Origin of the sequence: Pseudoclavibacter sp. CFCC 13611 (genome assembly GCF_008831225.1) — a bacterium.
In the GTDB taxonomy this organism is placed as follows: Bacteria; Actinomycetota; Actinomycetes; order Actinomycetales; family Microbacteriaceae; genus Pseudoclavibacter_A.
In genome coordinates, this window is record NZ_WBKE01000001.1 from 577353 (window position 1) to 603548 (window position 26196).

The window sequence follows — 26196 nt, forward strand, 5'->3', positions numbered from 1 at the left end:
CAGAGGACGCTCTCAAAGCGTGTGCGACGAGTTGGCGCGGTGCTGTTAAGCGGTGCCATCGCTATATCAGGAATGGCTCTGGTGCAGCCAGCGGCGGCGCAGGCGGAAGTGGGAAGAGTCGATGTCTCGTCGACTCCCGAAGGCGTGACCAGCGTTGCGCAGACCGACGGGAAGGCCCGCGGGTCTGGCCTTTGGGGCTACGCCGGCGACGTGGAGACGCGTTCGGCCGACACCGGCTCGGTGTACAACTATGGGCTCGCATTGAGCCCGAAAGACGGGTCGCTGTGGGTCACCGACAGCGCGAAGATCGTGTGGACGTCGAGCAGTTTTCTCTGTCGCGTGTGGTACGGAGGCACCATGAAGTCTTCAAACGCCTGCTATGTCGGCGACTCCAAACTTCATCGTTATGCGCTCGCGACTGACCCTGACTGGGGCATCGGGCAGTATCAGGGCGACGGAACCTACAGCGCCGCTGCCAATGGCATCAACGCGGGTCTCGGCGCGAACTATGCCGCGCTCGCCGACGCGCAGGTTCTCGACGGCAACGACATGCCAAGCGGTCAGTTCGGCGGAGTGCGTGGTGTGGCCGTCAGCAACGACGGCGTCGCCTGGACGCTTGACTCCGATGCCGGGTACGCCTGGCTGAACCACGCCAATCACGCCCTCCGCATGGTCAACCCCGACGGAACCGAGGCTGGCGCGATCGGCAAGACCACCTGGCCCACCGGCAATAACTGGGCGAATCGCAACGACCCGCAGTCGTTCGACTACCCAGTCGGTATTGCACGCATGCTGAACGGCGACATGATCGTCACGAGTCAGACTCCTGAACTGTTGAAGCAGTATCACGCAGATGGCACCTTCGTGCGCAATATCTACCTCAACCAGGCTGCTGCAACGCTGTATCCTGCTGACGCCGGCTACCGTTCGCCGTACTCGATTGCGGTTGACCCGAAGGATGGCACGCTGCTGGTCGGCTATGTCGACCCGGGAGCCGGCAATCAGAGCTTTATCCAGCGGATCGACCCGACGAAGTGCGCCACTGAGTCTGTCGGCAACCCGACCGGCTCGCTCCGAGATCGGTGCGAGGTGATCGACACCATCGGCTTGGGCAACCTCGCAACCGGCGACAATCAGACTAACGCGACCTTCGCCATCCAGGTCGAGCCGAGCTCCGGAGACATCTACGTCGGGCAACGATCCGGACAGATTTCGGTCTTCACCTCTGGTGGCACGTTCGCAGGAAGATTCTCGGCCTTCGGGCAGGGCAACGCCGACGGCCAGCTCAGCACAGTGCGTGGCATCGCGTTCGATTCCCGCGGCTTCATGTATCTCACCGTCGCAGAAGGGACTTCGAGCGCACGGGTGGAGATCTTCGCACGAACGCCTGACCCCATCACCGGGCTGAAAGCCCAGTACGCAGATCAGACGAACACGTCGGTGAAGCTCGATTGGGACGCATTGGCGACTGGCGTCACCGCAGTCGCACAGTCGCCGCTGAAGGACTACGTCGTCGAACAGTCGACCGACAACGGTGTCACCTGGGCAGTGGTCAATACCCCGGTCGACACTGTGAACTCTTCGACGGTCACCGGACTCGATCCGTCGAAGAGTTATCAGTTCAGGGTTTCGGCCTGGAACGAGGCTGGCAACGGAGACACAATGGTTGCAAACGTCGACCCGTTCCCCGTGGAGACCGGCCTCACCGTGGTGAAGACCGGCAATGGGGTGTCCAACGAGAGTGCTGATGATGCTGTTCGGGTTCCCGCTGAGTCTGATGTCACGTTCAAGTACACCGTCACGAATACGGGGAACGTTCCTGCTGAAGGCGTCGTGCTCAATGATGATCGGCTTGGTCCGGTCGAGAGCCCGGCTGGTTTCGATGGGACGTTGGCTGCTGGTGCGTCGGTGACGTTCACGGCTGATGGTCCGGTTGCTGCTGGCGATTACAAGAACACGGCGACCGCTACGGCTAGGTCGGCGGGACAGGACGTCACCGCGCATGACGATTGGTACGGATTCGGTACGAAGACCGGTCTGACGGTTGTCAAGACTGGCAACGGTGCGCGAGCGGAAACCGCGGACAAAGCGGTGAGAGTTCCTGCCGCCTCCGACGTGAAGTTCAACTACACCGTCACGAATACGGGGAACGTTCCTGCTGAAGGCGTCGTGCTCAATGATGATCGGCTTGGCCAGGTCGAGAGCCCGGCTGGTTTTGACGGGACGTTGGCTGCTGGTGCGTCGGTGACGTTCACGGCTGATGGTCCGGTTGCTGCTGGTGATTACAAGAACACGGCGACGGTCACGGGTCAGTCTGAGGGGAAGGATCTGCAGTCTTCGGATGAGTGGTTCGGGTTCGGCACGACGACTGGTCTGACTGTTGTGAAGTCTGGCAATGGTGTGGCGAATGACAGTGCTGATCGTGCGGTGCATGTGCCTGCTGGCTCGTCGGTGAAATTCGAGTACACCGTCACCAACAGTGGTAATTCGGCTGTGACCGGTGTCTCGGTCTCGGATGACAAGTTGACCGGGGTGGCGGCTCCGGCTGGTTTCGATGGGACGTTGGCTGCTGGTGCGTCGGTGACGTTCACGGCTGATGGTCCGGTTGCTGCTGGTGATTACAAGAACACGGCGACGGTCACGGGTCAGTCCGAGGGACAGGATCTGCAGTCTTCGGATGAGTGGTTCGGGTTCGGCACGACGACTGGTCTGACTGTTGTGAAGTCTGGCAATGGTGTGGCGAATGACAGTGCTGATCGTGCGGTGCATGTGCCTGCTGGCTCGTCGGTGAAATTCGAGTACACCGTCACCAACAGTGGTAATTCGGCTGTGACCGGTGTCTCGGTCTCGGATGACAAGTTGACCGGGGTGGCGGCTCCGGCTGGTTTCGATGGGACTTTGGCTGCTGGTGCGTCGGTGACGTTCACGGCTGATGGTCCGGTTGCTGCTGGTGATTACAAGAACACGGCGACGGTCACGGGTCAGTCCGAGGGACAGGACGTCACCGCGCATGACGATTGGTACGGCTTCGGAGACGATGAGGCGCCGACTCCCGCCCCGACGCCCACGCCGAGTGCCCCGACTGCCCCAGCCCAGCCGGTTGCTCCTGACCAGAATGACGGAGCATCCGACGGCGACTCGGCCCCGAACGAGCATCAGCTTGCTCGAACAGGACCAGAAGTAGGCTCGATCGGAGCTGGCCTCGCCTTGCTGGCCGCTGGCCTCGCCACGGTCATCTGGTCTCGTTCACGGCGACGCAGCGAGTGACGCGGTCACCGGCCGCGTGACTTCAGAAGGTCTCGACCTCTCCCGAGAGGTCGAGACCTTCTTTCGTGCGACGAGACCAGCCCAGTGCAACGATGAAGGCTGCTGCGGCAGACACCTCTGAGCGGTATCAGAGCACAGAGCCTTCCCAGCGTCTCTCTGCTAGAATGCAGAATGGCTCGTTGAGAGCCACTCACAAATCAAAACCGTGCAGGTGAGCCGTTCAGGCGCTGATCTTCGGTGGTGAGTTTCGGAACGTCCGTCCGAGGTTTTCTACTGTTGATCAGCACCATACGTTGCTCGTGCCAGTCCTGCCTGCCTGCACGTATCAGGTAAAGGAGTACCCCTTGGAGGGTCCAGAAATCACGTACGCCGAGACCGTCATCGACAACGGCAAGTTCGGCAAGCGCACCATCCGTTTCGAGACGGGTCGTCTCGCCCAGCAGGCCGCCGGCGCCGTGCTCGTCACGTTCGACGACGAGACCACGCTGCTGTCGACGACCGCCGTGTCGAAGAAGCCGAAAGAGGGCTTCGACTTCTTCCCGCTGACGGTCGACGTGGAAGAGCGCATGTATGCCGCCGGGCGCATCCCCGGCTCGTTCTTCCGTCGTGAGGGTCGCCCCACGACCGACGCCATCCTCGTCGCCCGTCTGTGCGACCGCCCGCTGCGCCCCTCGTTCGCCGAGGGTCTGCGCAACGAGGTGCAGGTCGTCATCACCGTGCTGACCATCGCCCCCGACGAGCGCTACGACACGCTCGCGATCAACGCGGCCAGCGCATCCACCCAGATCGGCGGACTGCCCTTCTCAGGCCCGATCGGTGGCGTTCGCATCGCATTGATCGACGGCCAGTGGGTCGCATTCCCGAAGCAGTCACAGCTTGACCAGGCCGTGTTCGACATGGCTGTCGCCGGTCGCAAGGTCGTGACCGAAGACGGCAGCGAAGACGTCGCCATCATGATGGTCGAGGCCGAGGCAGGCGAGAACTCGTGGGATCTCATCGAGGCCGGCGCGCAGAAGCCGACCGAAGAGGTCGTCGCCCAGGGGCTCGAGGCCGCGAAGCCGTTCATTCGCCAGCTGGTCGAGGCTCAGGAGGAGCTCGCGCGTCAGGCCGCCAAGCCCGTCGCCGAGTTCACGCTCTTCCCGCCCTACAGCGCAAGCCTGTATGAGAAGGTCGAGAAGCTGGCTCACGACGAGCTCGCCAAGATCTACCAGATCGCCGACAAGCTCGAGCGTCAGGATGCTGACGACGCGCTGAAGGCAAGCATCAAAGAGCGTCTGGCTCCTGAGGTCGACGAGGCCGAATACGAGCAGATCGGTGCGGCGTACAAGGCCGTGACCAAGAAGATCGTGCGCGGGCGCATCATCAACGAGGGCGTGCGCATCGACGGACGCGGGCTGCGCGACATCCGCGCGCTCGACGCCGAGGTGGCCGTGCTGCCTCGCGTGCACGGCTCGGCGCTGTTCCAGCGCGGCGAGACTCAGATCTTGGGTGTGACCACGCTGAACACGCTCAAGATGGAGCAGCAGATCGACTCGCTGTCGCCCGTCACGCACAAGCGCTACATGCACCACTACAACTTCCCGCCCTACTCGACTGGTGAGACCGGTCGTGTCGGCAGCCCGAAGCGCCGCGAGATCGGCCACGGCATGCTCGCCGAGCGCGCTCTGGTGCCCGTGCTGCCCAGTGTCGAGGAGTTCCCCTACGCGATTCGCGAGGTTTCTGAGGCGCTCGGGTCGAACGGCTCGACCTCGATGGGCTCGGTCTGCGCGTCGACGCTGGCTCTGCAGAACGCCGGTGTGCCGCTGCGCGCCCCGGTCGCAGGCATTGCCTCGGGGCTGATCAGCCACGAAGAGAACGGCCACACCGAGTACGCCGTGCTCACCGACATCCTGGGTGCCGAAGACGCGCTCGGTGACATGGACTTCAAGGTCGCCGGCACCGCTGACTTCATCACCGCGATTCAGCTCGACACGAAGCTCGACGGCATTCCCGCCTCGGTGCTCGCCGGTGCGCTGACGCAGGCCAAAGAGGCTCGTCTGACGATTCTCAAGGTGCTGAACTCGGCGATCTCTGAGCCGGACGAACTGGCTCCGACCGCGCCGCGCATCATCACTGTGCAGGTTCCCGTCGCCAAGATCGGTGAGGTCATCGGCCCGAAGGGCAAGATCATCAACCAGATCCAGGAAGACACCGGCGCTGACATCTCGATTGAAGACGACGGCACGGTCTACATCGCCAGCGCTGACGGACCTTCAGCTGACGCCGCTCGTGCCGCGGTCAACGCGATCGCGAACCCGACCATCCCTGAGGTGGGGGAGCGCTACCTGGGCACCGTTGTGAAACTCGCCGACTTCGGCGCGTTCATCTCGCTGATGCCCGGCCGCGACGGACTGCTGCACATCTCTGAGCTGCGCAAGCTCAACGACGGCAAGCGCGTCAACCAGGTCGGCGACGTGGTGCAGGTCGGCCAGAAGGTTCAGGTCGAGATCTCGAAGGTCGACGATCGCGGCAAGCTGTCGCTGATCCCTGTGGTCGAAGAGGATGCTGCGGCCGACGCTGAGTAGGAGCAGTCGCAGTCGTTGAATTCTCGACTGCTGACGTTGTTGTTGACCTCTTGACCGCTGACGTTGTTGTTCAACGCTTGACCGCTGACGTTGTCGTTCCTGTAGGGGGATAACGGCTCGCTACCGCAAGTGGTTGCGGCGAGCGGTTGCGGCAAAGATGTGTCGAGTACGACTCGGAGCCCCACCAGACATTGTCTGGTGGGGCTCTTTTGCGTCTCTGCAGGGTGCCGTGGGGTCGAGCGGCAACTGTCGCCGGTGCCGCCGGTGCCACCGTCGACGAATGCAGCCGTAGTCCAGCGCAGCCGTAGCCAAGCGCAGCCGTCACCGAGCAGTTTCTGCCTGAATGTCCAGGCGTCGGCCCTGAGAACGCGGTCTCTCTCCGTTCGAGGCATGGGAATTGCTGCCCGCATCCGTTCGAGGCATGGGAATTGCTGCCCGCAACTGATCGAGACATGGGAATTGCCGCCCCCAACTGATCGAGACATGGAACTTGGCATGCCTCGAACTGCCTGGGCTGCATTTGGCATGTGTGGATGCGGGTGGTGTAGGACGAGGGCAGAGCGGGGGCGGCCTGTGGATGCGGAGGGTCGTGGTTGGGGCGGTGCCTCTGGGCGCGGACACGGACACGGACATGGACAGGGATACGGACGCGGATGCAAGTTGGGGGGGCGGTACCTCAGGTCTCTGATCGTCTGCGAGACGCCCACTGTTCGCCAGCGGCTGGGGGCGTGCGGCGTGCAGATCGCGCACTTGGGCAGAAGCGACACAGAGCCTGGGAACACGCGATCGCCAGCGGCTCAGACGGCCACCCGCACAGCTACTCGCATAGCCACAGCGACTCGCACGGCGACACACGTCAGACCACACGACGGTTGACGAACAATACGATCGTTGCCTAAACTCCAAAGGTGCATCTGAGGTAAGCCTTAGATTGGTTGTGGGCCCCCGACTTGGTGATTCTCTGGATCGTCGTGCGCGCCCGACGAGTGCCGGACCGGAGAGAGAGACAGCGATGTGCCCTCAAGAACAGCGTGAGAATCCGCCTGTGAAGGCCGGATCTCGACGTCACGGCACAGCTGCTGTCAGGCCATTCACGCGCGTGATAGGGGCAACGGTCGTTGCTCTCGCGCTGGCTCTGTCGGGATGCTCTGTCGGGAGTAAGGCGACGACCGGTGAGCAGAAGGCTGGTGTGGCTAACCTTCAGCCGCTTTCCTCACTCGACACCCTCAGCAATCCGCGTAACCACTTCGGCGAGTCCACCGCCACAACGGCTCAGACTTCGATCACCCCGATCGAGAACGACCCGCAGCAGCAGCTGCCGGCGACCGTGACCGACACACAGGGCGCATCCGTCACGGTCACAGACACGAGCCGCATTCTGGCACTCGACCTCTATGGGTCGCTGGCGGCGACGGTCTTCGGCCTTGGCCTCGGCGACAGGGTCGTGGGCAGAGACGTCTCGACGGGATTCCCCGAAGCCGCAGATCTTCCGCTGGTGACGCAGAACGGCCACGAGCTCAACGGCGAGGCCATCCTCGATCTCGCTCCCACCGTGATCGTCACCGACACCACGCTCGGGCCGTGGGACACCCTCATGCAGATGAAAGACGCCGGCATCCCCGTCGTCTTCGTCGACTCCGAGCGCAACATGGGCAACGTCAGCGAGATCGTGATGCAGGTGGCCTCTGCGTTGGGCGTGCCCGAGACCGGGCACCGTCTCTCAGATCGCCTGTCTGCCGAGATCGCTGCGAAGACGCAGGAGGTCGCTGCGATTCGCCCGCAGAACGAGGCCGACCGTGTGCGCATGGTCTTTCTGTATGTGCGCGGGAACGCCGGCATCTACTACATGTTCGGCGAAGGATCCGGCGTCGACTCGCTCATCGACGCTCTCGGCGGGGTTGACGTCGCGCGCGAGGTCGGCTGGAAGGGCATGAAGCCGATCAACGCCGAGGCGCTGGTCCAGATGAAGCCCGACCTCATCCTCATGATGACCAAAGGCCTGGAATCGGTCGGGGGCGTCGACGGACTGTTGGAGCGCGTGCCTGCGGTGGCCAACACTCCGGCAGGCCAGAACCGCAGGGTCGTCGACATGTCCGACACCGAGATCATGAGCTACGGGCCGCGCACCGCAGACGTTCTCGACGCCTTGGCCCGCGCGGTGTACGCACCGGATGCCAGCCCGGCTGCGGGGGCTTCAGACGGTTCAAGCCGTAGGGACGGCTGATGAAAGCCTCACCTTCTGCGCCCAGTGCGAAGCTCGAACAGACGTCACGGGCAGAGCTGTCGGCCCACTCTGGGCTGACCGCCGAACCACTTGCAGCCACGTTGCCGCACAAGGCTCGCACCACCGTCGCCATCGTGGTGCTGAGCGCCCTGCTCGCTGTCTTCGGCGTCATCTCCGTCGGCTCCGGGCAGCTGCATATCCCGGCAGGAGAGGTCATCCAGATTCTGCTGCAGGGTGTTGGCATCGACATCGGGCACGGCACGACGCATCCCAATGCCGCAGCCGCACTGTGGAGCATCCGCCTGCCGCGTGTCGTGATGGCGCTGCTCGTGGGCGCCGCGCTCGCCGTCGCCGGTCTCATCATGCAGGCGATCTTCGGCAACCCGCTGGCAGACCCGGGCGTCGTCGGGGTCTCGAGCGGTGCTGCGGTCGGCGCATGCACAGCCATCGTGTTCAACATCGCTCTGCTGGGCGAGTGGACCGTTCCGGTCATGGCGTTCGTGTCCGGTCTGGCGACGACGCTGATCGTGTACGCCTTCTCTCGATCGGGCGGCCGCACCGAGGTGGTCACCCTGATTTTGACCGGCGTCGCAGTCAACGCGTTCGCTGGGGCCGCACTCGCCTTTCTGACGTTCGTCAGCGACCAGTCTGCGCGCGAGCAGATCGTGTTCTGGCAGCTGGGCAGCCTGAACGGCAGCCGGTGGGTGCAGGTGGCGGCAGTGGCTCCGCTGGTCGTGATCGGCATCGCCTGCACGTTTCTCTTCACCCGTCGACTCGATCTGCTCTCGCTCGGCGAGCGTTCGGCACGACACCTCGGTGTGAACGTCGAGGCGCTGCGCGTGATCGGCATCGTGGTCGTCGCCGTTCTGACCGCTGCCGCAGTCTCGTTCGCAGGCATCATCGCATTCGTCGGGCTGGTCATCCCGCATCTCATGCGCATGCTGTTGGGGCCGGCGCACCGCCCGCTGCTGATCACCAGCATCCTCGGTGGCGCGCTGCTGCTCGAAGTCGCAGATCTGGTCGCGCGTACTGCGGTGACGTATGCGGATCTGCCCATCGGCATGCTCACCTCACTGGTGGGCGGTCCGTTCTTCTTCTGGCTGCTGCGGCGTACGCGGCGCACGTCAGGAGGGTGGGGATGAGCGGTCTGATGAGTGCTCGGATGATCGCTCTGCCGAAGCGCACGCCGATCGGGGAGACCGCTCTCGAAGCCTGCGATCTCTCGGTCGAGTTGGGCGGTCGCACCATTCTCGATCATGTGGATGCGGTGGTGCGCGCCGGCGAGGTGCTCGCGCTGGTCGGCCCCAACGGCGCAGGCAAGTCCACGCTGCTCGGAGCGCTGAGCGGCGACATCCCGTCGACCGGAGTGGTGCGCCTCGACGGACGCAGCATCAGCGAGTGGTCGCTCAGCGAACAGGCCCGCGCGCGAGCCGTGCTCACCCAGCACAACTCGCTGGCGTTCCCGTTCACCGTGCTGGAGGTCATCGAAATGGGGCGTGCACCGTGGCAGCGCACGCCTCGCGAGGTCGAAGACGAAGCCGCCGTCGCCGAGGCGATGGAGCGCACTGAGACGTCGGCCTTCGGCGCACGGGCCTTTCCCTCGCTTTCGGGAGGGGAGAGCGCACGGGTCTCACTCGCACGAGTGCTGGCGCAGCGTACCGGGGTGCTGCTGCTCGACGAGCCCACCGCGGCGCTCGACATCCGTCATCAAGAAGAAGTGCTCGGCATCGCACGCGAGCGCGCACAAGCGGGTGACGCCGTCGTCATCGTGCTGCACGATCTGAACCTCGCCGCCGCCTATGCCGATCGGATCGCGCTGCTCGAGCACGGCACGGTGACGGCAGTGGGAAGCCCGAGCGAAGTGCTCACGGCCGAACGCATCAGTCGTGTCTACCGGTACCCGGTCGACGTGATCGAGCATCCTCGCACGGGTCAGCCGCTGGTGCTGCCCAGCCGCGGGAGAGAAGCATCCGAACACACACGAGAGGAATCAGCGTGAAGAACTCAGCGCGTCCAGCGACACGACATCGACAGCGTCATGCCGGCCGCATCCTGCGAGGTCTCGCTCTTGCCGTCGTCGGTCTGATCGCGGCGGGCACCGCAGCGGCACAGTCGACGGCAGAGCCCGCCCAGGCAGCCGGTCCGACCGTCGTCGCCACGGTCGAGGGGCGACCCGATCTGGTCAACGTCGCAGACAATCAGTATCTGACGACGCTCGACGTGTCAGGCAGCGGCTTCGTGTCGAAGAAGAACGGATTCGGCGGAATCTACGTGCTCTTCGGCTGGGCCGGGCAGAACTGGAAGCCCAGCAGCGGCGGAGTCGACGGCCTCGACCGCAAGTACGTCTACGACGACGAGTCCAACCCGACCGGCTACATGCTCTTCGTGAGCTTTCCCGGCAGTGAGACGCAGTACGCGGCCAACGGTGGCCTGCTGAACGCCGATGGCACGTGGCATGCGAAGCTCATGGTTCCTGGCCCCACGTTCGAGTACAGCGACCGTGACGGCAACAAAGGCAGTGTGAACTGTCTGGAGACGCAGTGCGGCATCATGACCGTCGGGGCCCACGGCGTCAAAGAGCCGTCGAACGAGTCGTTCACTCCCATCAACTTCCGGCATATCTCCGATTCAGGAACGAAGGTCGACGCACAGGCTGGGACGACCGGCCAGACCTCGGCGCAGGGCAAGGCGCTCGAGCAGCAGACCTCGGGCGGCGCAGCCGGTGTGGCAGCACCTGACGCGGCCGATGCTCGGCCGGCAACCGTGCCTGGAAGCCCAGATCTCGCGGCTCTGACCGATGACAAACGGGGCAGTCTTCAGGTCACCGTCGGTGACTCACAGCTGAAAGTCACCGATGCTGCGGCCGACCCTGCATCGTGGACGGGATTCTTCGTGATGTCCGACCCCCAGTTCACGGGATGGTCCAAGCCGAACTCCGCCGGAGAGTTCGACGTGCGACTGCCCGACGACATCACTGACGGAGAGCATCATCTCGTCGCCGTCAACGCACAGGGCGATGTGACCGGATGGACGACCTTCGACGCATCAGGTCAGACGGCCACGACCGAGGCGTCCGCCGACCAGAGCGGTTCGAACGGGGCGCTGGTCGCCGCCGCGCTCGCCGTCGGTGCCGTCGCAGTGCTGGCGATCGTCGTCTTGATCCTCGTGATTCTGCGCAGACGGCGAAACCTGCAGTCGAAAGAGGCCTGAACAGCCATGATCCCGAGCACCCATAGAGAAAAGAGAGCACACATGTACAGAACAGGACGACCGCGCCGTGTGCGTGGCCCGTTGGCAGTCGGCCTTGCGGCCGTTCTCGCCGTCGGCGGCACCATCGCCGGCACCACGTTCGCCTCGGCGGCGGATGACTCCAAGACCGTGTCCGATGCGACGTTCGCATGGGGGATGAACCATGAGTCAGGCAACGGCGGGTTCATGCCCGGCAGCTGCAACTATCTGGTCAAGGGCAAGATCCCAGACCCGGGGCAGGGGAACATCCAGCTCACCAAGGCCGGCTATGAAGCAGCGACCGACGCCGGAAACGCCAGCGTGCTGAAGCCTGATCTGCAGGGAAATCTGACTGCGGCGACGTGGGAGAACAGCTGCCTCTCGGTCAAGGGCAACAAGGTCGCACCTGGTGCGCACAAGGATGTGAACGACTTCAGCCTGAACGAGGTGCAGATCGGCAAGGGCGCTGGCGAGATCGACTCGGTCAAGAACACCGCAGACATCAGCTGGAAGGGGTCGTGGACGGTCGTCTACTACAGCGGCCTCACGTTCTGGTATGCAAGTGACCCACACCTGACCGTCAACAGCGACGGCAGCGCAAAGATCACGGCCACAGCCAGCGGGTTCGGATCGTCGATGGAGGACATGAGCCAGTGGACGAGCATTCCGGCCCAGCAGATCACCCTTGCCGACTTTGCCGCAGGCGCGGTGAAGGTCACCGACAAGGGGGTGACGACGAATGACGGCAAGCCGATCACGCCGCAGTACCAAGGCGTGCAGGTCAAAGATGCCGAAGGGCAGGTGCTCAATCCCACCGGCAATCCCCAAGGATCGTTCCCGCAGAGCTTCGTCGACTTCCAGAAGCTCACGGGGCAGAGCTCCTACTGGTATTCGTCAGGCGGCAGCGCTGACCCGAACAAGCCCGCGACGCCAGTGAGCATCGGCTACACCGCGCAGTCCAAGGGCGTTGCCCCGACGATCACCGCGCAGCCCGCCGACGCGACCGTGACCGAGGGCGGCGATGCGACGTTCACCGTTGCAGCCGCGGGCACTCCGCAGCCGACCGTGCAGTGGCAGTCCAAGGCCGTCAACGCTGACTGGGTCGACGTCCCCGGTGCCACGGCCACGACGCTGACGGTCAAGGCCGCCAAGCTCTCGGCCACTGGAACGCAGTACCGTGCCGTCGTGACCAACGCGATCGGAACAGCGACGAGCACTGCGGCAACACTCACGGTGCGTCAGGCGGCCACGCCGGTCACCACTGTCACGGTCGACTCAACCGATACGACTGGGCTCGGAATCACCGTCGCAGGCACGAACTACACGAATCTGCCTGACTCGTCAGTCGGTGCCTTCCTGAACAACGGCGTCTATGCCGCCGTGATCGATTCGACCACTGACCTGGCGACGATGGACCAGAACAACGGGTTCATCGGCGAGGCGAAATGGATCATGCAGAAAGACATTGTCGACGGGGCGTTCACAACCCAGCTGAAAGCTCCCGCCGCCAAACTGGATCGGACTCACACCTACCAGGTCGTGGTCTGGCGGGCACACGGCATGCCCACCGGTAACGCCGTGATCGCTCGTCAGAACATCTCGATGACCGAAGACCAGTGGGATCAAGTGTTCCCTGAGCCCGTGCAGATCACCGGACAGCCAGAGGCCGTGTCCACGCGAGCCGGACAGTCAGTGACCTTCGCGGCGACGGCTACCGGGCTGCCCCTGCCTGCGGCGAAGTGGCAGAGCAAGACGGGCGACGCCGACTGGACCGACGTTCCGGAGACTTCGGTCACCACGACGTCGCAGCGTCCGTCGGTCACCACTCATCTGAAGATCGATGCGGCGACCATCGCGCAGAACGACACAGAGTACCGGGCGGTCTTCACGAATCTGGCCAGCGCTGAAGGCGTGGCCACTGACCCGGCGAAGCTCCTCGTCAACGACGTGCCCGCAGCTGTCGCCAAGCCAGCTGTGACGAAGTCGAAGACCTCGGTCATCGAGGTCACCTGGCAGAAGCCCGCTGAGAACAACTCGGCCGTCACCGGCTATGCGGTCACGCTGACGCCGTCCGACGGCGGCAGCCCGAAGACGGTCACCGCAGCCGCTGATGCCACGAGCAGTGTGTTCGACGGCCTTGTCGCTCCCGGAGTGGCATACACCGCAACGGTCACGGCGAAGAATGCAATCGGTGCGTCGGCAGCATCCGCCGCCTCTGACCCCGTCATCGCGACCCCGAAGCTCGCCGCCAGCGTGACCGGCAGCGTCTCGACCGCGCCGGCGCAGAACATGCTGGAGGTCAAGGTCGACGGCACCGGCTTCGTCCCGACCGATCTTCCTCAGTACTGGAGTGATGGCAGCCAGGCATGGAAGGACTCTGCAGGCGTCTACGCTGCGCTGGTTCCTGCAGACGTCGACCTGAGCGCGATCACCGCGACTGACGGCACCCTCGGCGTGCAGTACGTGACCAAGTACGGCCCCGGCGCTCTGACCGACGGCACGTTCGCGACGACACTGCAGGTGACGACGAAGGACGACCAGGGCAAGGCCAGGCTGTCGCGTGACCAGTCGTACAAGGTCATCGTCTGGAACGCTCACGGTCTGCCGCAGGCACCGAACCAGCCTCTGGTACTGGCCGAGACTCCGGTCAGCATCACGACGGCGCAGTTCGATGCGCTCTACCCCGAGAAGCCCTCGGTGCAGACGCAGCCGACCGACCAGAAGGCCGCCGAGGGGCAGGATGCCACCTTCAGCGCCGAGCTCACCGGGGCCCCGGCACCGAAGCTGCAGTGGCAGCGTTCGACTGACGGCCAGACCTGGACCGATGTCGAGGGAGCCACCGAATCGAGCCTGACGCTCAAATCGGTGACTCTCAGCCAGAACGGCGAGAGCTATCGCCTCGTCGCGACAAACGACAGCGGCACAGTGTCGTCCGATCCGGTCACACTCACAGTCGAGGCCAAGAAGAGCGACGAGACCCCGGCACCGTCAGAGCCGGCAGCCGACGGGACGAGCGGCAAGCAGTCAGCCGAGAACGGTCAGCAGACCGGTGCCCAGACGAATGCCCAGACCTCGGACCAGCAGCAGCTGGCACGAACCGGTCAGGGAATCGCCGGGATCGCACTGGCGGCCGCGCTGCTGGCCGGTGGCCTGCTGCTGACACGGGCTCGCCGTCGTGACGATCAGGCGTCTGAGCGCTGATCGCAGCGGTCTCTGATCTGAGACCGGACAGATGAACGAGGCGGGGTGTGATCTGCGCTGCGGATCGCACCCCGCTCCTGGTGGCCGAGGGGGCGGCACTGGTCGCGCTTTCGAAGGAGCAGAACGGCTGATGGGCAGGCAGATGATTGAGTCGACGGGTAAGAAGTCAGAGACGAGCGGTCTCAGACGTCACAGACGCGGCGCGGGAGCGCGGCCGACCATGGGCACCGGGCGCCGTGGGCGTCGTGTCGCCGCCGTGCTGGCGCTGCTGGCTGTCGGAGTCGGCGGCGGCGCGTTTGCCCAGGCTGCGGTGACGGCGGCGACCCCCGCGAGCAATCTGGTCGAGATCAAGGATGCGAGCTTCGCATGGGAGATGAACAATGAGTCCGGCAACGGTGCGTTCATGCCTGGCAGCTGCAACTTCCTCGTTGCAGGAAAGGTGCCCGATCCCGGACGCGGCAGTCAGCAGATCGATGAGGCCGCCTACACTGCGGCTCGCCAGAACGACGTCGGCAATGTGCGTGTGACCCGACCGTCGGAGGATCGCACCACACGCGTCGACTCGACGTTCGCCAATCGCTGTCAGTCTGTGAAAGGCGCGAAGCTCGTCTCCGGCGTACACAAGGACGACGGAGACTATAGCCACAACCGCATCGACATCTCGGGCGGTACTGGCAGCGTCGACTGGCGCACTGGCGCAGGAACGATTCAATGGCAGGGCGCGTGGACCGTCGCCTACTACAACGGGCTGACCTTCTGGTACGCAGAGAATCCCAAACTCACCGTCAACGCCGACGGCAGCGCGAAGATCACTGCAACCGGAAGCGGGTTCTCGTCGTCGATGGAGGACATGACGCAATGGGGCCCCGTCGAGCCGAGAGAGATCACCTTGGCCACGTTCGACAAGGCGAAAGGCCGAGCAGCGCTCGCTGAGGGGGCGTTGCGCCGGGCAGACACGACTGATCAAGAAGCCAAGGGATTCGACATCCTCCCAGACTACGAAGGCATCAGCGTGAAGGACGACTCCGGCGCGGTGCTGAACGAGGCGGGCAATCCCCAGGGCTCGTTCCCTCAGGACTTCGTGAGCTTTCAGCAGGCCACCGGTCAGGGTGCGTACTGGTACTCATCGAACGGCGCGGCAGACCCGAACAAGGTGGCAGCCCCGGTCACGGTTCGCTATGGCAACGCCCCAGTCACTCAGCAGGTGACGGTGAACAGCGTGACCGGAGGCAGCGAGGGCGGGAACGCCGCCGCACGGCAGGCACCAGCACAGACCGCTGACGCACAGCGCCAGCCCGCGACGACGCCTCGGCGAACCGAGTCTTCGGCTGCCGCCGCGGCACCGATGGCAGACGCGCCGCAGGCGGCGACGCCGACGGAGCTGAAGACGATCGACGACCTCAGAGCGGCGATTGAGGACGGCCGAGTGCAGCAGATCGAAGGCACTGACGCCGGGCTCGCGGAGTCGTTCGCCTGGGGCGATCGGCTCGACATCGGCTTCGCCTGGCCAGAGGACGACGCGGATGCCACCGGGGGAACCGTCATGGCGTATCCGGATGCCCAGTATGTGGGGGCGTTCACTGTCACCGACGGGCAGGTTCGCCTGGCCATCGACTCGTCCGTGCTGCAGCAGGGCGACGATGGAGAGCGGTACTTCGTCTTCTTCGGCGACACCGGCAGGACGATCGCCGTGCACACGACACAGAGCGGAACAGCTGCTGAGTCATCGTCGCGGCGTGCCGAAGCAGAAGAGCCGCCTGCTGCCTCAGAGCGGCGCAGCAACGACTCGCTGTGGACCACACTGCTCATCATCGCAGGGGGAGTGATCGTGGTCGCCGGCGGAACCAGTCTGCTGATGGTCAGACGCGGTAATGGAAGATGACCGCATTGCGACTAAGGTAGAACACACACACGAACGTTGCTCAGCAGAGCGGGCAGGCGCTCGCGGTGCGAGCAGCCACACCACACAAAGAGACAGACGAGGTGCCATGACCATGACAGCGACGAGCAGGGAACGACCGGCGGCTGCGACTCCTTCAGCGCGACTGCGTGAGGCGACCGTCGCCGAGCATTCCGCAGCCGAGACGAAGACCTTCATCGCCGACCTGATCGAAGGTCGTCTCACCCTCGCCGACTACACGAGGTATCTGGCTCAGATCGCCTACGTCTACGAGGCGCTGGAGAACCGTCCGCCGAGGCCCGAGGAACCTGAGTTTCTGCACGATCCCCGTCTGGCCAGATTCGCGGCAGCCAGGCACGATCTCACAGAGCTGGGCGTTCAGGACTGGCGCGCTGAGCATCCCGCGCTCGCGGCCACTCGGCGATACGTCGAACATCTGCGCACCGTTGCGGCAGACGAAGACATGGTCTCCTACCTCGCCCAGCACTACACCCGCTACCTCGGCGATCTCTCAGGCGGGCAGGTCATCGCCACGATGATCTCGCGGCACTACGGCGCCACCGAAGACCAGCTCACGTTCTACCGCTTCGACCAGATCGACAAACTGGTGGGCTACAAACGGGCCTACCGTGAGCACATCGACCATCTCGGTCTTGACGCCGCCCAGATCGACCAGCTCATCGCAGAGTCGAAGCGTGCATACCAGCTGAACGCAGATCTGTTCGACGAGCTCGCTCGCACACGCTGACCGCTGCGGTCACAGCAGACGCTTCGTCTCGATGTCGTGCGGCGGCAGCGCGATGGCTCGATACTTCTCGAGCAGCGCGTGCGGGCGCTTGACGCCCAATCCCATGAGCGACCAGCTCCAGATCGATTCGGCCTTGTCTTCGAGGTCGACCATCGGCTCGAGCCGGTAGCGCAGCACGACACCGAGCGTGGCGTCGACGATGCCTTCGCTCGCCGTCTGCACCTCGATCGCACTGTCGATCTCGCGGTCTTCGAGGGCCTCGATCAGATACTCGGCCACGAGCTGTCGCGCGCTGAACGGCGGAGTGGGCAGCGTCACATCGAGCACCGGCGCGTCGAGCAGCAGTGAGATGGCGGCCCGCTGATACGGGCCGGTGCCGTGGTCTGCGAGAAAAGTGCGCATCATCGTGATGAGACCGGCGAGTCCGGTGCGGTTCGTGTCATCGACGAGCTCGTGCATCGTCTCCCAGCGCTCGAACTCGGTCTCGAGCAGTGCGGTCGCGATGTCTGCCTTCGTGTCGAAGTGATAGCGCAGTGCGGTCTTCGGCTTGTGCAGCACTGCCGTGATGTCGGCCAGAGACGTTGCCTCGTAGCCGCGTTCTCCGATGACAGTGGCAGCGGCGTGCAGCAGCTCGGCACGCGTTCGAGCGGCTTGGACGCTGCGGTGTGAGGCAGCGGCGGTGGGGCGGGCGCTGTGCGTTTCGACCCGTCGATAGGTGCGAGGTGTCATCTCATGCCTTCCGGATTCGAGCTGCCCCCATTGTAAAGGACTGACTTTTCCAGACGCGTGCGCGGTCAGCCTCGTGGCTGCCTCAGCTGCGGGGGATGCCGCCCAGCGCATCCAGCGCATCCAGCGCGTCCAGCGTCGATCGCGCGTTGAGCCGCCCCGCTCGCTCCGCCGTGATGGTACTGGCCTGCGGGCCGTACCCCGCCAGAATCAAGGCTGGGTCACGCTGTGCGACGCCGTCGATCACGCGGATGCCGCCGGCCTCCTCGCGCAGCCCCAGACCCGCGAGGTGTCTGAGATCGGCGCGAAACCCGGTGTCCCAGATGATGGCGTCCAGGTCGACGTGCGTGCCGTCGGCCAGTACCGCGCCCTGCTCGTCGAGCCTGCGGAACATCGGCTGTCGACGCAGCCCGCCCCTCTCGTGCAGGTCGCTCATATACGGCGTGATCGGCACATCGGTCGTGCTCACGATGCTGGGCAGCGCTCGGCCGGCGCGTGCGGCCGCATCGGCGGCGGCGACGGATGCTCGGCCGGCCTGGTCGGTGAGACCTCGCGTGGGCACGATGCGAACCGGGCGTCTGGTGAACCAGTGCGTCTGGGCGGCGACGCCGTCGAGTTCGGCGAGATGCTCGATCGCCGAGGTGCCCCCGCCGACGACGCCGACTCGCTGGCCGCGAAACTCCTCGGCTGAGCGGTAGCCCTGGGTGTGCAGCTGTCGCCCGGCGAAGACGTTCTGCCCCGGATACCACGGCAGAAACGGCGCACCCCACGTGCCCGTCGCGTTCACGACGACCTGCGCGCGGATGCTGAACGCTCCCGTCGCGCTCGTGCCGACGACCTCGAAGCGATCGGTCTCGAACCCTTCGGCAGGGGACGGGCGCACGACGTGGTCGACCCCGTGCCCGTGATGCACCTGCAGGCCGAAGTGTGCTTCGTAGGCGCTGTAGTACTCGACGACGATCTCATATGCGGGGCGATGATGATCGGCGGTCTCGAAGCTCAGCCCGAGGTCATGCATGCCCGGCAGATCGTGCACCCGATGTGCGTCGCCGAGGCGCATGGCCGGCCAGCGGTGCTGCCAAGCCCCGCCGGCATCCGCATCACGATCGACGATCACCATGTCGACGTTCGGGCGCAGCCCACGGCGCAGCAGCCAGTAGGCGGTCGAGAGCCCGGCCTGACCGGCCCCGATGATCACGACCGGCGCGCGCGAGGGCAGGGGCGTCGGCGGTGCGGAGGAGGCGAAGTCGGACACAGTTCATCTCAGCGACGAAGGCTGCGGTTTCATTCCGAGCCGGATCGTCGAGCCGGGAGACCGGACGACCAACTAGACTCAGCCAGATGGCTACTACCTCTCCTTTCCCTCTTCCACTTGACGTGGACGACTCCTCGTTCGAACTCGACGGTGGCGCGACCGTTCGCCGAACGGTGCTGCCCAATGGTGTGCGCGTGCTCACCGAGAACATGCCCGGTGCGCACTCGGTGACTTTGGGAATCTGGGTTCCAGTCGGCTCACGTGACGAGCACGAAGGCCAGTTCGGCTCGACGCATTTTCTCGAGCATCTGCTGTTCAAAGGCACGCCCACGCGAACGGCGATGGACATCGCCGTGGCATTCGACGAGATCGGCGGCGAGTCGAACGCGCTGACCGGCAAAGAGCACACCTGCTATTACGCCAAGGTGCGCGACGCCGACCTCGGTGTGGCCGTCGACGTGCTCACCGACATGGTGATCAGCTCTGTCATCGACCGTGACGAGTTCGAACGCGAACGCAAGGTCATTCTCGAAGAGCTCGCGATGAGCGAAGACGACCCCACCGACGTCGCACACGAGCTCTTCTCGTCGCTGGTGTACCGCGGCGAGAGTCTGGGGCGCCCGATCGGCGGCACACCCGAGTCGATCAACGCCGTCGGTCGTGATGCCGTCTGGGCGCACTACCGTGCGAACTATCGTCCTGAAGACATCGTCGTCACCGCAGCCGGGGCCATCGACCACGATGATCTGCTCGCCCGACTCGGCGAGGCGCTCGCAGCCGGAGGCATGGGCGCCTCCACACACGGTGCGCTGCACCCGAGGCGCACCCGCGGCGCGCTGCCGGCACTCGTCGAGCCGAGCTTCGAGGTGCGTCAGCGCGACGCCGAGCAGGTCAATCTGATCATGGGCACACGCGGCATCCCCGGGTGGGACGAGCGCCGGTTCACGCTCAGCGTGCTCAACGGCGTGCTCGGCGGCGGCATGAGCTCGCGCCTCTTTCAGGAGGTGCGCGAGCAGCGCGGACTCGCCTACTCGGTCTACTCGTTCTCGGGCACATACGCCGACGCCGGTTCGTTCGGCGTGTATGCCGGCACCCGCCCGGACTCGGCTCCCGAAGTCGCACGTCTAATGCAGGATGTCGTGGCCAGGTTCGCCGAGGAGGGGCCGACCGCGACGGAGCTCGCGCGGGTCAAAGGCCAGCTCTCGGGCGGCATCACGCTCGGATTCGAAGACAGCTCGCATCATATGACGCGCCTGGGTAAATCGGAGATCGGGCTCGGCGAGCTCTGGGATCTGCCTGCGACGATCGCGCGCATTCGCGACGTCACGGCCGAACAGGTGCGCGATCTCGCCGCGGAACTCGTCGCCGGGCCGCTGCAGATCGCCGCGGTCGGTCCGATCGACGCCGATCGGCTGCGGGTGAGTGAGCTCCAGTCGACGGTCTCGGCGGCACAGGCGCACTGACGATGACCGAAGTCAGCCGTCGAGGCTTTCTCGAGCGCACCGGTCTGATCGCCGTCGGCGCGTTGGGCATCAGTGCCTCGGGGGCGGCTCTCGCCGGATGCTCGCAGAGCGTGTCGACGGCCGACGCCGAAGCCTTCGTCAATGCGCTGCACATCCCGGCAGAGGCACCGGCGACCGTCGATGCGGCAGGCATCCGTCGATTCGCCCTACAGGCCCAACCCGGCAGCACAGAGTTCGTCTCGGGAAAGACCGCGCAGACGGCTGGCTACAACGGCGACTACTTGGGGCCGACGCTGCGGGCGAAGCCGGGTGAGCACGTCGCCGTCGACTTCGCCAACGGCCTCGACGAGGCGACGACCGTGCACTGGCACGGCATGATGCTGCCGGCTCGGATGGACGGCGGCCCGCACCAGATGGTCGACGCAGGCGGCGAATGGCACCCCGACTGGACGATCGCTCAGCCTGCAGCGACGCTGTGGTACCACCCGCACCCGCATGGCGAGACTGCTCAGCAGGTGTACCGGGGGCTGGCGGGCCTCTTTCTGATCGACGACCCCGCCGTGAGCCGGGCCGGCGTGCCGAGCACCTATGGCGTCGACGACGTCCCGGTGATTCTGCAGGATCGCTCGTTCACCAGAGACGGGGATCTCTCGACCTCCGGCGCCGACTCCGCGTTCGGCCTGCTCGGCGACAGCATCCTGGTCAATGGAACGCTGCTGCCGCAGTTCACCGCGACGACCACGCTCGTGCGCCTGCGCGTCGTCAACGGGTCGAACGCACGCGTCTATCACGTCGAATGCGACGACCAGCGCCCCTTCTCTGTGATCGCCACAGACACCGGACTGCTCGAGCACCCGGTGAGCGCGACGCAGGTGCTGCTCAGCCCGGCAGAGCGCGTCGAGATCGTCGTCGAGCTGCAGCCCGGCGAACGGGTGATGCTGCGCAGCGCCAAAGGCACCAACGACGTGCTCGACAACGCCGAGTTCAACCTGCTGCGGCTCGACGCCGCCGAGCAGCTGCGGCCCTCGCCACCCCTCGCGGCGGATCTTCCCGGTGCCCGAGTCGCCGCGACTCCGGCGGCCGGCAGCAAGGCGCGCGACTTCTCATTCGACAATGCCAACCGCATCAACGGGCTGTCGATGGATATGAACCGCATCGACGAAGTCGTGCCCGCAGCGGCGCTCGAGGAATGGCGGGTGGCGAACACCGTCGACCCGCACAACTTTCACATCCACGCCTGTTCGTTCCGCATCGTCGAGATCGACGGGGCTGAACCACCCGAATGGATGCGCGGGCCGAAAGACACGGTCTTCGTGCCGCACGCCACCAAAGTGCGCCTGGCGGTGCAGTTCGGCTCCGACACCGACCCGGCGACTCCCTACATGTATCACTGCCACCTGCTGCGGCATGAGGACGAAGGCATGATGGGACAGTTCGTCGTCGTCGAACCTGGAACCGAAGGGGGCGTGTCACTGCGCCTGCCCGCCGCTCACCAGCACTGATGGGCGGAGGGCAGGCCAGCGTCAGTCTTCGGTCATTCAGTCTTCGGTCATGTAGTCGTGCAGCGGCTGGCCCGTGCCGTCGGTGCGGTAGTTCGGTGCCTTCGCAAGAATGAGAATGCCCTCGACCAGACCCCAGATCGAGGAGACGATGGCCAGCATGCCGAGCGACAGCACCGTGATCAGCAGCTGTGCGACGCCGAGCCCGGTCTTGCCGAGGTAGAAGTTGTGCACGCCAAGGGTTCCGAAGAAGATGCCGAACAGGCCGGCGGCGATGCGGCTCTTGTACGGGGTGACCTGCTGGTAGGGCTGATACGGGGCCTGTCCCGGGCCTCCGTAGGGCGGGGGAGTCGGCGTCGGCTGGTAGGCGGGCGGAGCGAATTTGGGCAGATCCGGATTGGTCATGCCTCTAGCGTAGGAGAGCACGCAGCCGTGGTGCGTCAGAAAGTCAGATGCAGGCGAAAATAGTCTGGGTCCATCAGCGACTCGGCGTATTCGACCAGCGTGCCGTCGGCAGCGCGCGTGACGCATCGTGACACCAGAACGCTTGATCCCGCCGTGCGGTCGAACAGCTGAGCGTCGCGCTCGCCGAGTGTGCCGACGTCGACCCACTGCTCTCCAGAGGCTGCGACCAGGCCGGCCTTGCGCAGCGTCGCGATGATCGATTCGTCGACCAAGCCCTGCTCGGGCAGCCCGTCGAGCTCGACGACGGCCGGAACCAGCGAACGTTCCAGCGAGATCGTGCGCGCCCCGACCACCTGTCGTACGCGTTCGATGCGCAGCAGCCGCTCGGCCGGTGACACAATCGAACCGAGCAGGCCGGTCGGCAGCTCTGCGGCCGCCACTTCTCGAATCGAGAGCGTTCGAACGTGACCGACCGCACCCTTCTGCTGAATCGCACTGGCCCAGCCCAGCGCGGGCTCGGCATCCACCGGATGGAACGTCACGAACGAACCGACGCCCGGCCGCGTCATGATCAGACCCTGATCGGTGAGCGCGGCCAGCGCCTGACGCACGGTGTTGCGACTCGCCGCAAACCGTCGACCGAGTGCGGCCTCGCTGGGCAGCGGTTCGTCTGCAGCGAAGGTCCCGGCCTGGATGTCGGCTGCGAGCGCGTCTGCGATGCGCTCGTGTTTCAGCGGAACGGTACGGGGTCTCTGCATGCCCATCATCGTACCCGGCGACGTCTCTCACGCCGCGCCGCCCGCTTAGAATGAGCTGCATGTCAGACTTCGATCGCATCCTTGAGCGCTCGGCGCAGCTGCTCGACGGGCCGGCCACCGACGCGCGCATCACGACGCTGCTGCGTTCGCTGCCGCATATCGATCCTGCCCAGCTCACGCCGTGGGTGGGGCAGCAGACCCAGATCGCGACGCGCGATGCGGCGACCCCCGACGACCTGCGGCTGATCACATCGCTCATCGATCTGACCAGTCTGTCGGCTGACGACACCCCAGAGAGCGTCGCGGCGTTGGTGCGGCGAGCACTCGCACCCGAATCGGACCTCATGCACCCGGCAGTGCTGCCCGCGACGGCTGCGGTCTGTGTGCACGCAGACCTCGTCGTGCCGGCTCGGGTGGCGCTCGACGAGGCGGCGGATGCTCCGGTCGCGCTCGCCGCAGTGGCCGGCGGCTTTCCGCATGGTCGGTCGCCGCTCGCTGCGAAGGCCGCCGAGATCGAATACGCCGTGGCTGCCGGAGCAGACGAGATCGACATCGTCATCGACCGCGGTGCGCTGCTCAGCGAACGCTACGCGCAGGTCTACGACTGGGTGCTGGCCGCGCGGCGCCTGGTGGAACGAGGCGACGGCACCCGCGCACACCTCAAGGTCATTCTCGAGACGGGGGAGCTGCCCGACTACGACGCCATGTTCCATGCCGCGATCATCGCGTTGCTCGCCGGTGCCGACTTCGTCAAGACGTCGACGGGCAAGGGGCGCGCAGGTGCGACTCCCGAGGCAGCGGCCGTGCTGTTGCAGGCCAGCGCACACTGGCGTGAAGAGACCGGTGAGACCATCGGAGTGAAGGTCGCCGGAGGCGTGCGCACCGTGGATCAGGCCCGGGTCTATCTGCGGCTGGCGCGCGTGATCTGCGGCGACTCGTTCGTGGCCCCGGCGTCGATGCGCTTCGGCGCATCGGCACTGCTCGACGACGTGCTGCGCACCTTCGAGCCGCTTCGCTGACCGCATCGCCGGGTCGTAGAGCGCCCGCACTACACTGAACGCATGACTCTCAACATCTCTGTCACCGGCGCCACCGGGCGCATGGGGCGGCTCGTCGAAGACATCATCGAACACGACGACCGTTTCGCGCTGCACTCGACACTTGATTCGCACAGCTCGCTGAGCAAGATGGAGGGAGCCGACGTCGTGGTCGACTTCACGATCTATGACGCCAGCCGAAAGATCGTCGACCACGCGCTCGACCACGGCATCGACGTGGTCGTCGGCACGTCGGGCTGGAGCGCCGAGCGCATCGCCGAGGTCGCCGATCGGGCAGATCGCAGCTCTCTGGTGATCGTGCCGAACTTCTCGGTCAGCTCAGCACTGGCCACCAAACTCGCGCAGCTCGCCGCTCCGCTCTACGATTCGGTCGAGGTGGTCGAGGCGCACCCTGCCCGCAAGAAGGATTCCCCTTCGGGCACCGCGGTGCGCACGGCCGAGCTCATTGCGGCCGCACACGGCCCCTACGCGCAGCCGAACACCGACCAGACCGCTCGCGGCCAGCTGGTCGAGGGCATTCCGGTGCACTCGCTGCGTCTGCAGGGAGTCGACGCCGTGCAGCAGGTCATCTTCGGCGGCACCGCTGAGACGCTGACTCTTCGGCATGACACCCTGAGCATCGACGCCTACCGAGACGGCATCGCACGCAGCATCGTCTTCGCACACGAGCAGACCGGTACGACCGTCGGGCTCGCCGACGTCATCGGGCTCTGAGATGGACCGCGGCGCTCAGTCTCGGGCACTGACCCTGGCGATCGTCATGATCGTCTTTCTGGCCCTGTACATCTTCACCGTGTTCGAGCGCGCCTTCGTGCTGATCGGCCTGCATGATCCTATTGCGAAGACGATGGGCGCGTTCCTGCTGATCTTTCCGCTGCTCGGCGTCTATGTGATCTATGCCGAGATGCGATTCGCCGTGCGTGCCAACCGGCTCATCGCGAGGCTGTCGCGAGAGGGCGCTTTGCCCACCGACGACCTGCCGCTGCGACCGAGCGGAAAGGCCGACCGCGAGGTCGCCACGCAGCGCGTCGACGACCTGGCTGCGGCAGTCGAACAGGCAGGGGAGCGGGTGACCTGGCAGGACCTTCTGCGTCTGGGGCTCATGCAGGATGCCGCAGGGCATCGATCCGACGGCCGACGCACGATCGTGCAGGCGATTCGCGTCGAGCGCAAGGCGCCGCAGGCAGAATCGGCTCAGCGAGACTGAGACACGCCGAAGAGCTGGGCGACGGCTGCTGCGATCGCTGCGGTTCCCTCGAGCGCGTCGATCGCGCGGCCGACGGTGCCCGGCTCGTCGAGCACCGCCTGCAGCAGCGCCGCGACATCGGCGCGTGCGATGCTGTCGGACGCTCCGCCCTCGGCCGTTCGCCGGGCGAACCCGGTGCCGAGAGCAACCGAACCGCAGGCCGGGTCGTCGGTCAGGCGGCCGGGTCGCACGATCGTCCAGTCCAGGTCGTCGCGGCTCTGCAGTGCACGATCCGCGTCTCGTTTGGCGTGGTGGTACGCGGTGAAGACCTCGTCGTCGAGGCCGAGCTCGTCCTGCTCGGCGCCGATGAACGAGATCTGGACGAAACGGCGCACCCCTGCCGCGACCGCTGCGTCCGCACTGCGAACAGAACCGAGGTAGTCGACGGTGTGCTTGCGAGCCACACCGGAACCGCCGCCCGCCCCAGCCGCGAAGACCACGGCATCCGCATTCTGAAACCTCTCGGTGAGATGTTCGACGGCGTTCGCCGCTTCGAGGTCGGCGAGCAGCGGGGTTCCGCCGCGCTCCAGCACGTCGGGCTCATGGCGGGCGTCGCGAACGACGTTGAGCACCGTGTGCCCGGCCGACGAGAGACGCTCCGTGAGCAGCAGCGCGATCTTGCCGTGCCCTCCGACGATGGCGATGGTCGACATG

The 26196-nt window shown here is 65.4% G+C and carries 19 protein-coding genes; 14 read left to right on the forward strand and 5 right to left on the reverse strand.

Annotation, left to right across the window (positions count from 1 at the left end):
* Positions 1 to 108: 108 nt before the first annotated feature.
* The 9 genes from F8O08_RS02530 (at position 109) to F8O08_RS02570 (ending at position 17132) form a co-directional block, all read left to right on the forward strand.
* The gene (locus F8O08_RS02530) at positions 109 to 3267 is read left to right on the forward strand and encodes a fibronectin type III domain-containing protein (RefSeq protein WP_192497692.1); all 3159 of its coding nucleotides are present in this window, start codon (positions 109 to 111) and stop codon (positions 3265 to 3267) included.
* Positions 3268 to 3611: 344 nt separating this feature from the next.
* Positions 3612 to 5831: a polyribonucleotide nucleotidyltransferase gene (locus F8O08_RS02535; protein ID WP_158030927.1), complete on the forward strand. Its 2220-nt coding sequence runs from the start codon at positions 3612 to 3614 to the stop codon at positions 5829 to 5831.
* Between the two features lie 1189 nt (positions 5832 to 7020).
* A complete protein-coding gene (locus F8O08_RS02540) occupies positions 7021 to 8055 on the forward strand; it encodes a heme/hemin ABC transporter substrate-binding protein (protein WP_225733463.1) in 1035 nt (344 codons plus the stop codon).
* Positions 8055 to 9197, forward strand: coding sequence for a FecCD family ABC transporter permease (locus F8O08_RS02545; RefSeq protein ID WP_192497693.1), 1143 nt, complete (start codon positions 8055 to 8057; stop codon positions 9195 to 9197). Before F8O08_RS02540 ends, F8O08_RS02545 begins: the two co-directional genes overlap by 1 nt.
* Complete coding sequence (locus tag F8O08_RS02550) at positions 9194 to 10054, forward strand: heme ABC transporter ATP-binding protein (RefSeq protein WP_158038382.1); 861 nt, start codon at positions 9194 to 9196, stop codon at positions 10052 to 10054. The genes F8O08_RS02545 and F8O08_RS02550 overlap by 4 nt, the downstream gene beginning before the upstream one ends.
* Positions 10051 to 11265: a hypothetical protein gene (locus F8O08_RS02555; protein WP_158042464.1), complete on the forward strand. Its 1215-nt coding sequence runs from the start codon at positions 10051 to 10053 to the stop codon at positions 11263 to 11265. Before F8O08_RS02550 ends, F8O08_RS02555 begins: the two co-directional genes overlap by 4 nt.
* Before the next feature lie 42 nt (positions 11266 to 11307).
* Entirely contained in the window at positions 11308 to 14484 is a 3177-nt protein-coding gene (locus tag F8O08_RS02560; RefSeq protein ID WP_192497694.1) for an immunoglobulin domain-containing protein, read from the forward strand.
* A 130-nt stretch (positions 14485 to 14614) separates the two neighbouring features.
* Positions 14615 to 16366 carry a hypothetical protein gene (locus F8O08_RS02565; protein ID WP_158042466.1) on the forward strand — a complete coding sequence of 584 codons (1752 nt, stop codon included), beginning with the start codon at positions 14615 to 14617 and terminating at the stop codon, positions 16364 to 16366.
* A gap of 112 nt (positions 16367 to 16478) precedes the next feature.
* The gene (locus tag F8O08_RS02570) at positions 16479 to 17132 is read left to right on the forward strand and encodes a heme oxygenase (biliverdin-producing) (protein ID WP_192497543.1); all 654 of its coding nucleotides are present in this window, start codon (positions 16479 to 16481) and stop codon (positions 17130 to 17132) included.
* 9 nt (positions 17133 to 17141) lie between these two features.
* On the opposite strand, the gene F8O08_RS02575 is transcribed toward F8O08_RS02570, so the two are convergent.
* Together F8O08_RS02575 and F8O08_RS02580 are read right to left on the reverse strand one after the other, a co-directional pair.
* Positions 17142 to 17861, reverse strand: coding sequence for a TetR/AcrR family transcriptional regulator (locus F8O08_RS02575; protein WP_192496908.1), 720 nt, complete (start codon positions 17859 to 17861; stop codon positions 17142 to 17144).
* Positions 17862 to 17943: 82 nt separating this feature from the next.
* The gene (locus F8O08_RS02580; RefSeq protein ID WP_225733462.1) at positions 17944 to 19113 is read right to left on the reverse strand and encodes an FAD-dependent oxidoreductase; all 1170 of its coding nucleotides are present in this window, start codon (positions 19111 to 19113) and stop codon (positions 17944 to 17946) included.
* Between the two features lie 86 nt (positions 19114 to 19199).
* Between F8O08_RS02580 and F8O08_RS02585 the strand changes: the two genes are divergently transcribed.
* Both F8O08_RS02585 and F8O08_RS02590 read left to right on the forward strand, forming a co-directional pair.
* Positions 19200 to 20576, forward strand: coding sequence for a M16 family metallopeptidase (locus F8O08_RS02585; protein WP_158042468.1), 1377 nt, complete (start codon positions 19200 to 19202; stop codon positions 20574 to 20576).
* A 2-nt stretch (positions 20577 to 20578) separates the two neighbouring features.
* Positions 20579 to 22078 (forward strand): multicopper oxidase family protein, encoded by a 1500-nt coding sequence (locus F8O08_RS02590; protein ID WP_158038375.1) that lies wholly within the window; start codon positions 20579 to 20581, stop codon positions 22076 to 22078.
* Between the two features lie 36 nt (positions 22079 to 22114).
* Here F8O08_RS02590 and F8O08_RS02595 read toward each other — a convergent pair whose 3' ends face one another.
* Both F8O08_RS02595 and F8O08_RS02600 read right to left on the reverse strand, forming a co-directional pair.
* The gene (locus F8O08_RS02595) at positions 22115 to 22480 is read right to left on the reverse strand and encodes a TM2 domain-containing protein (protein ID WP_225733461.1); all 366 of its coding nucleotides are present in this window, start codon (positions 22478 to 22480) and stop codon (positions 22115 to 22117) included.
* 35 nt (positions 22481 to 22515) lie between these two features.
* On the reverse strand, positions 22516 to 23238 hold the full coding sequence (locus F8O08_RS02600) for a GntR family transcriptional regulator (RefSeq protein WP_192496907.1): 723 nt from the start codon (positions 23236 to 23238) through the stop codon (positions 22516 to 22518).
* Between the two features lie 59 nt (positions 23239 to 23297).
* Here F8O08_RS02600 and deoC point away from each other — a divergent pair, with 59 nt between their 5' ends.
* Genes deoC through F8O08_RS02615 form a run of 3 tightly spaced genes read left to right on the forward strand, consistent with a single transcriptional unit; the run spans position 23298 to position 25503 of the window.
* Positions 23298 to 24257, forward strand: coding sequence for a deoxyribose-phosphate aldolase (gene deoC / locus F8O08_RS02605; protein ID WP_192496906.1), 960 nt, complete (start codon positions 23298 to 23300; stop codon positions 24255 to 24257).
* A gap of 42 nt (positions 24258 to 24299) precedes the next feature.
* Positions 24300 to 25010 (forward strand): 4-hydroxy-tetrahydrodipicolinate reductase, encoded by a 711-nt coding sequence (dapB, locus tag F8O08_RS02610; protein WP_158038371.1) that lies wholly within the window; start codon positions 24300 to 24302, stop codon positions 25008 to 25010.
* Between the two features lies 1 nt (position 25011).
* On the forward strand, positions 25012 to 25503 hold the full coding sequence (locus F8O08_RS02615; RefSeq protein WP_158042469.1) for a hypothetical protein: 492 nt from the start codon (positions 25012 to 25014) through the stop codon (positions 25501 to 25503).
* On the opposite strand, the gene F8O08_RS02620 is transcribed toward F8O08_RS02615, so the two are convergent.
* Positions 25491 to 26195, reverse strand: coding sequence for an NAD(P)H-binding protein (locus F8O08_RS02620; protein WP_158038369.1), 705 nt, complete (start codon positions 26193 to 26195; stop codon positions 25491 to 25493). The two genes, F8O08_RS02615 and F8O08_RS02620, sit on opposite strands and share 13 nt — an antisense overlap.
* Between the last annotated feature and the right edge of the window lies 1 nt (position 26196).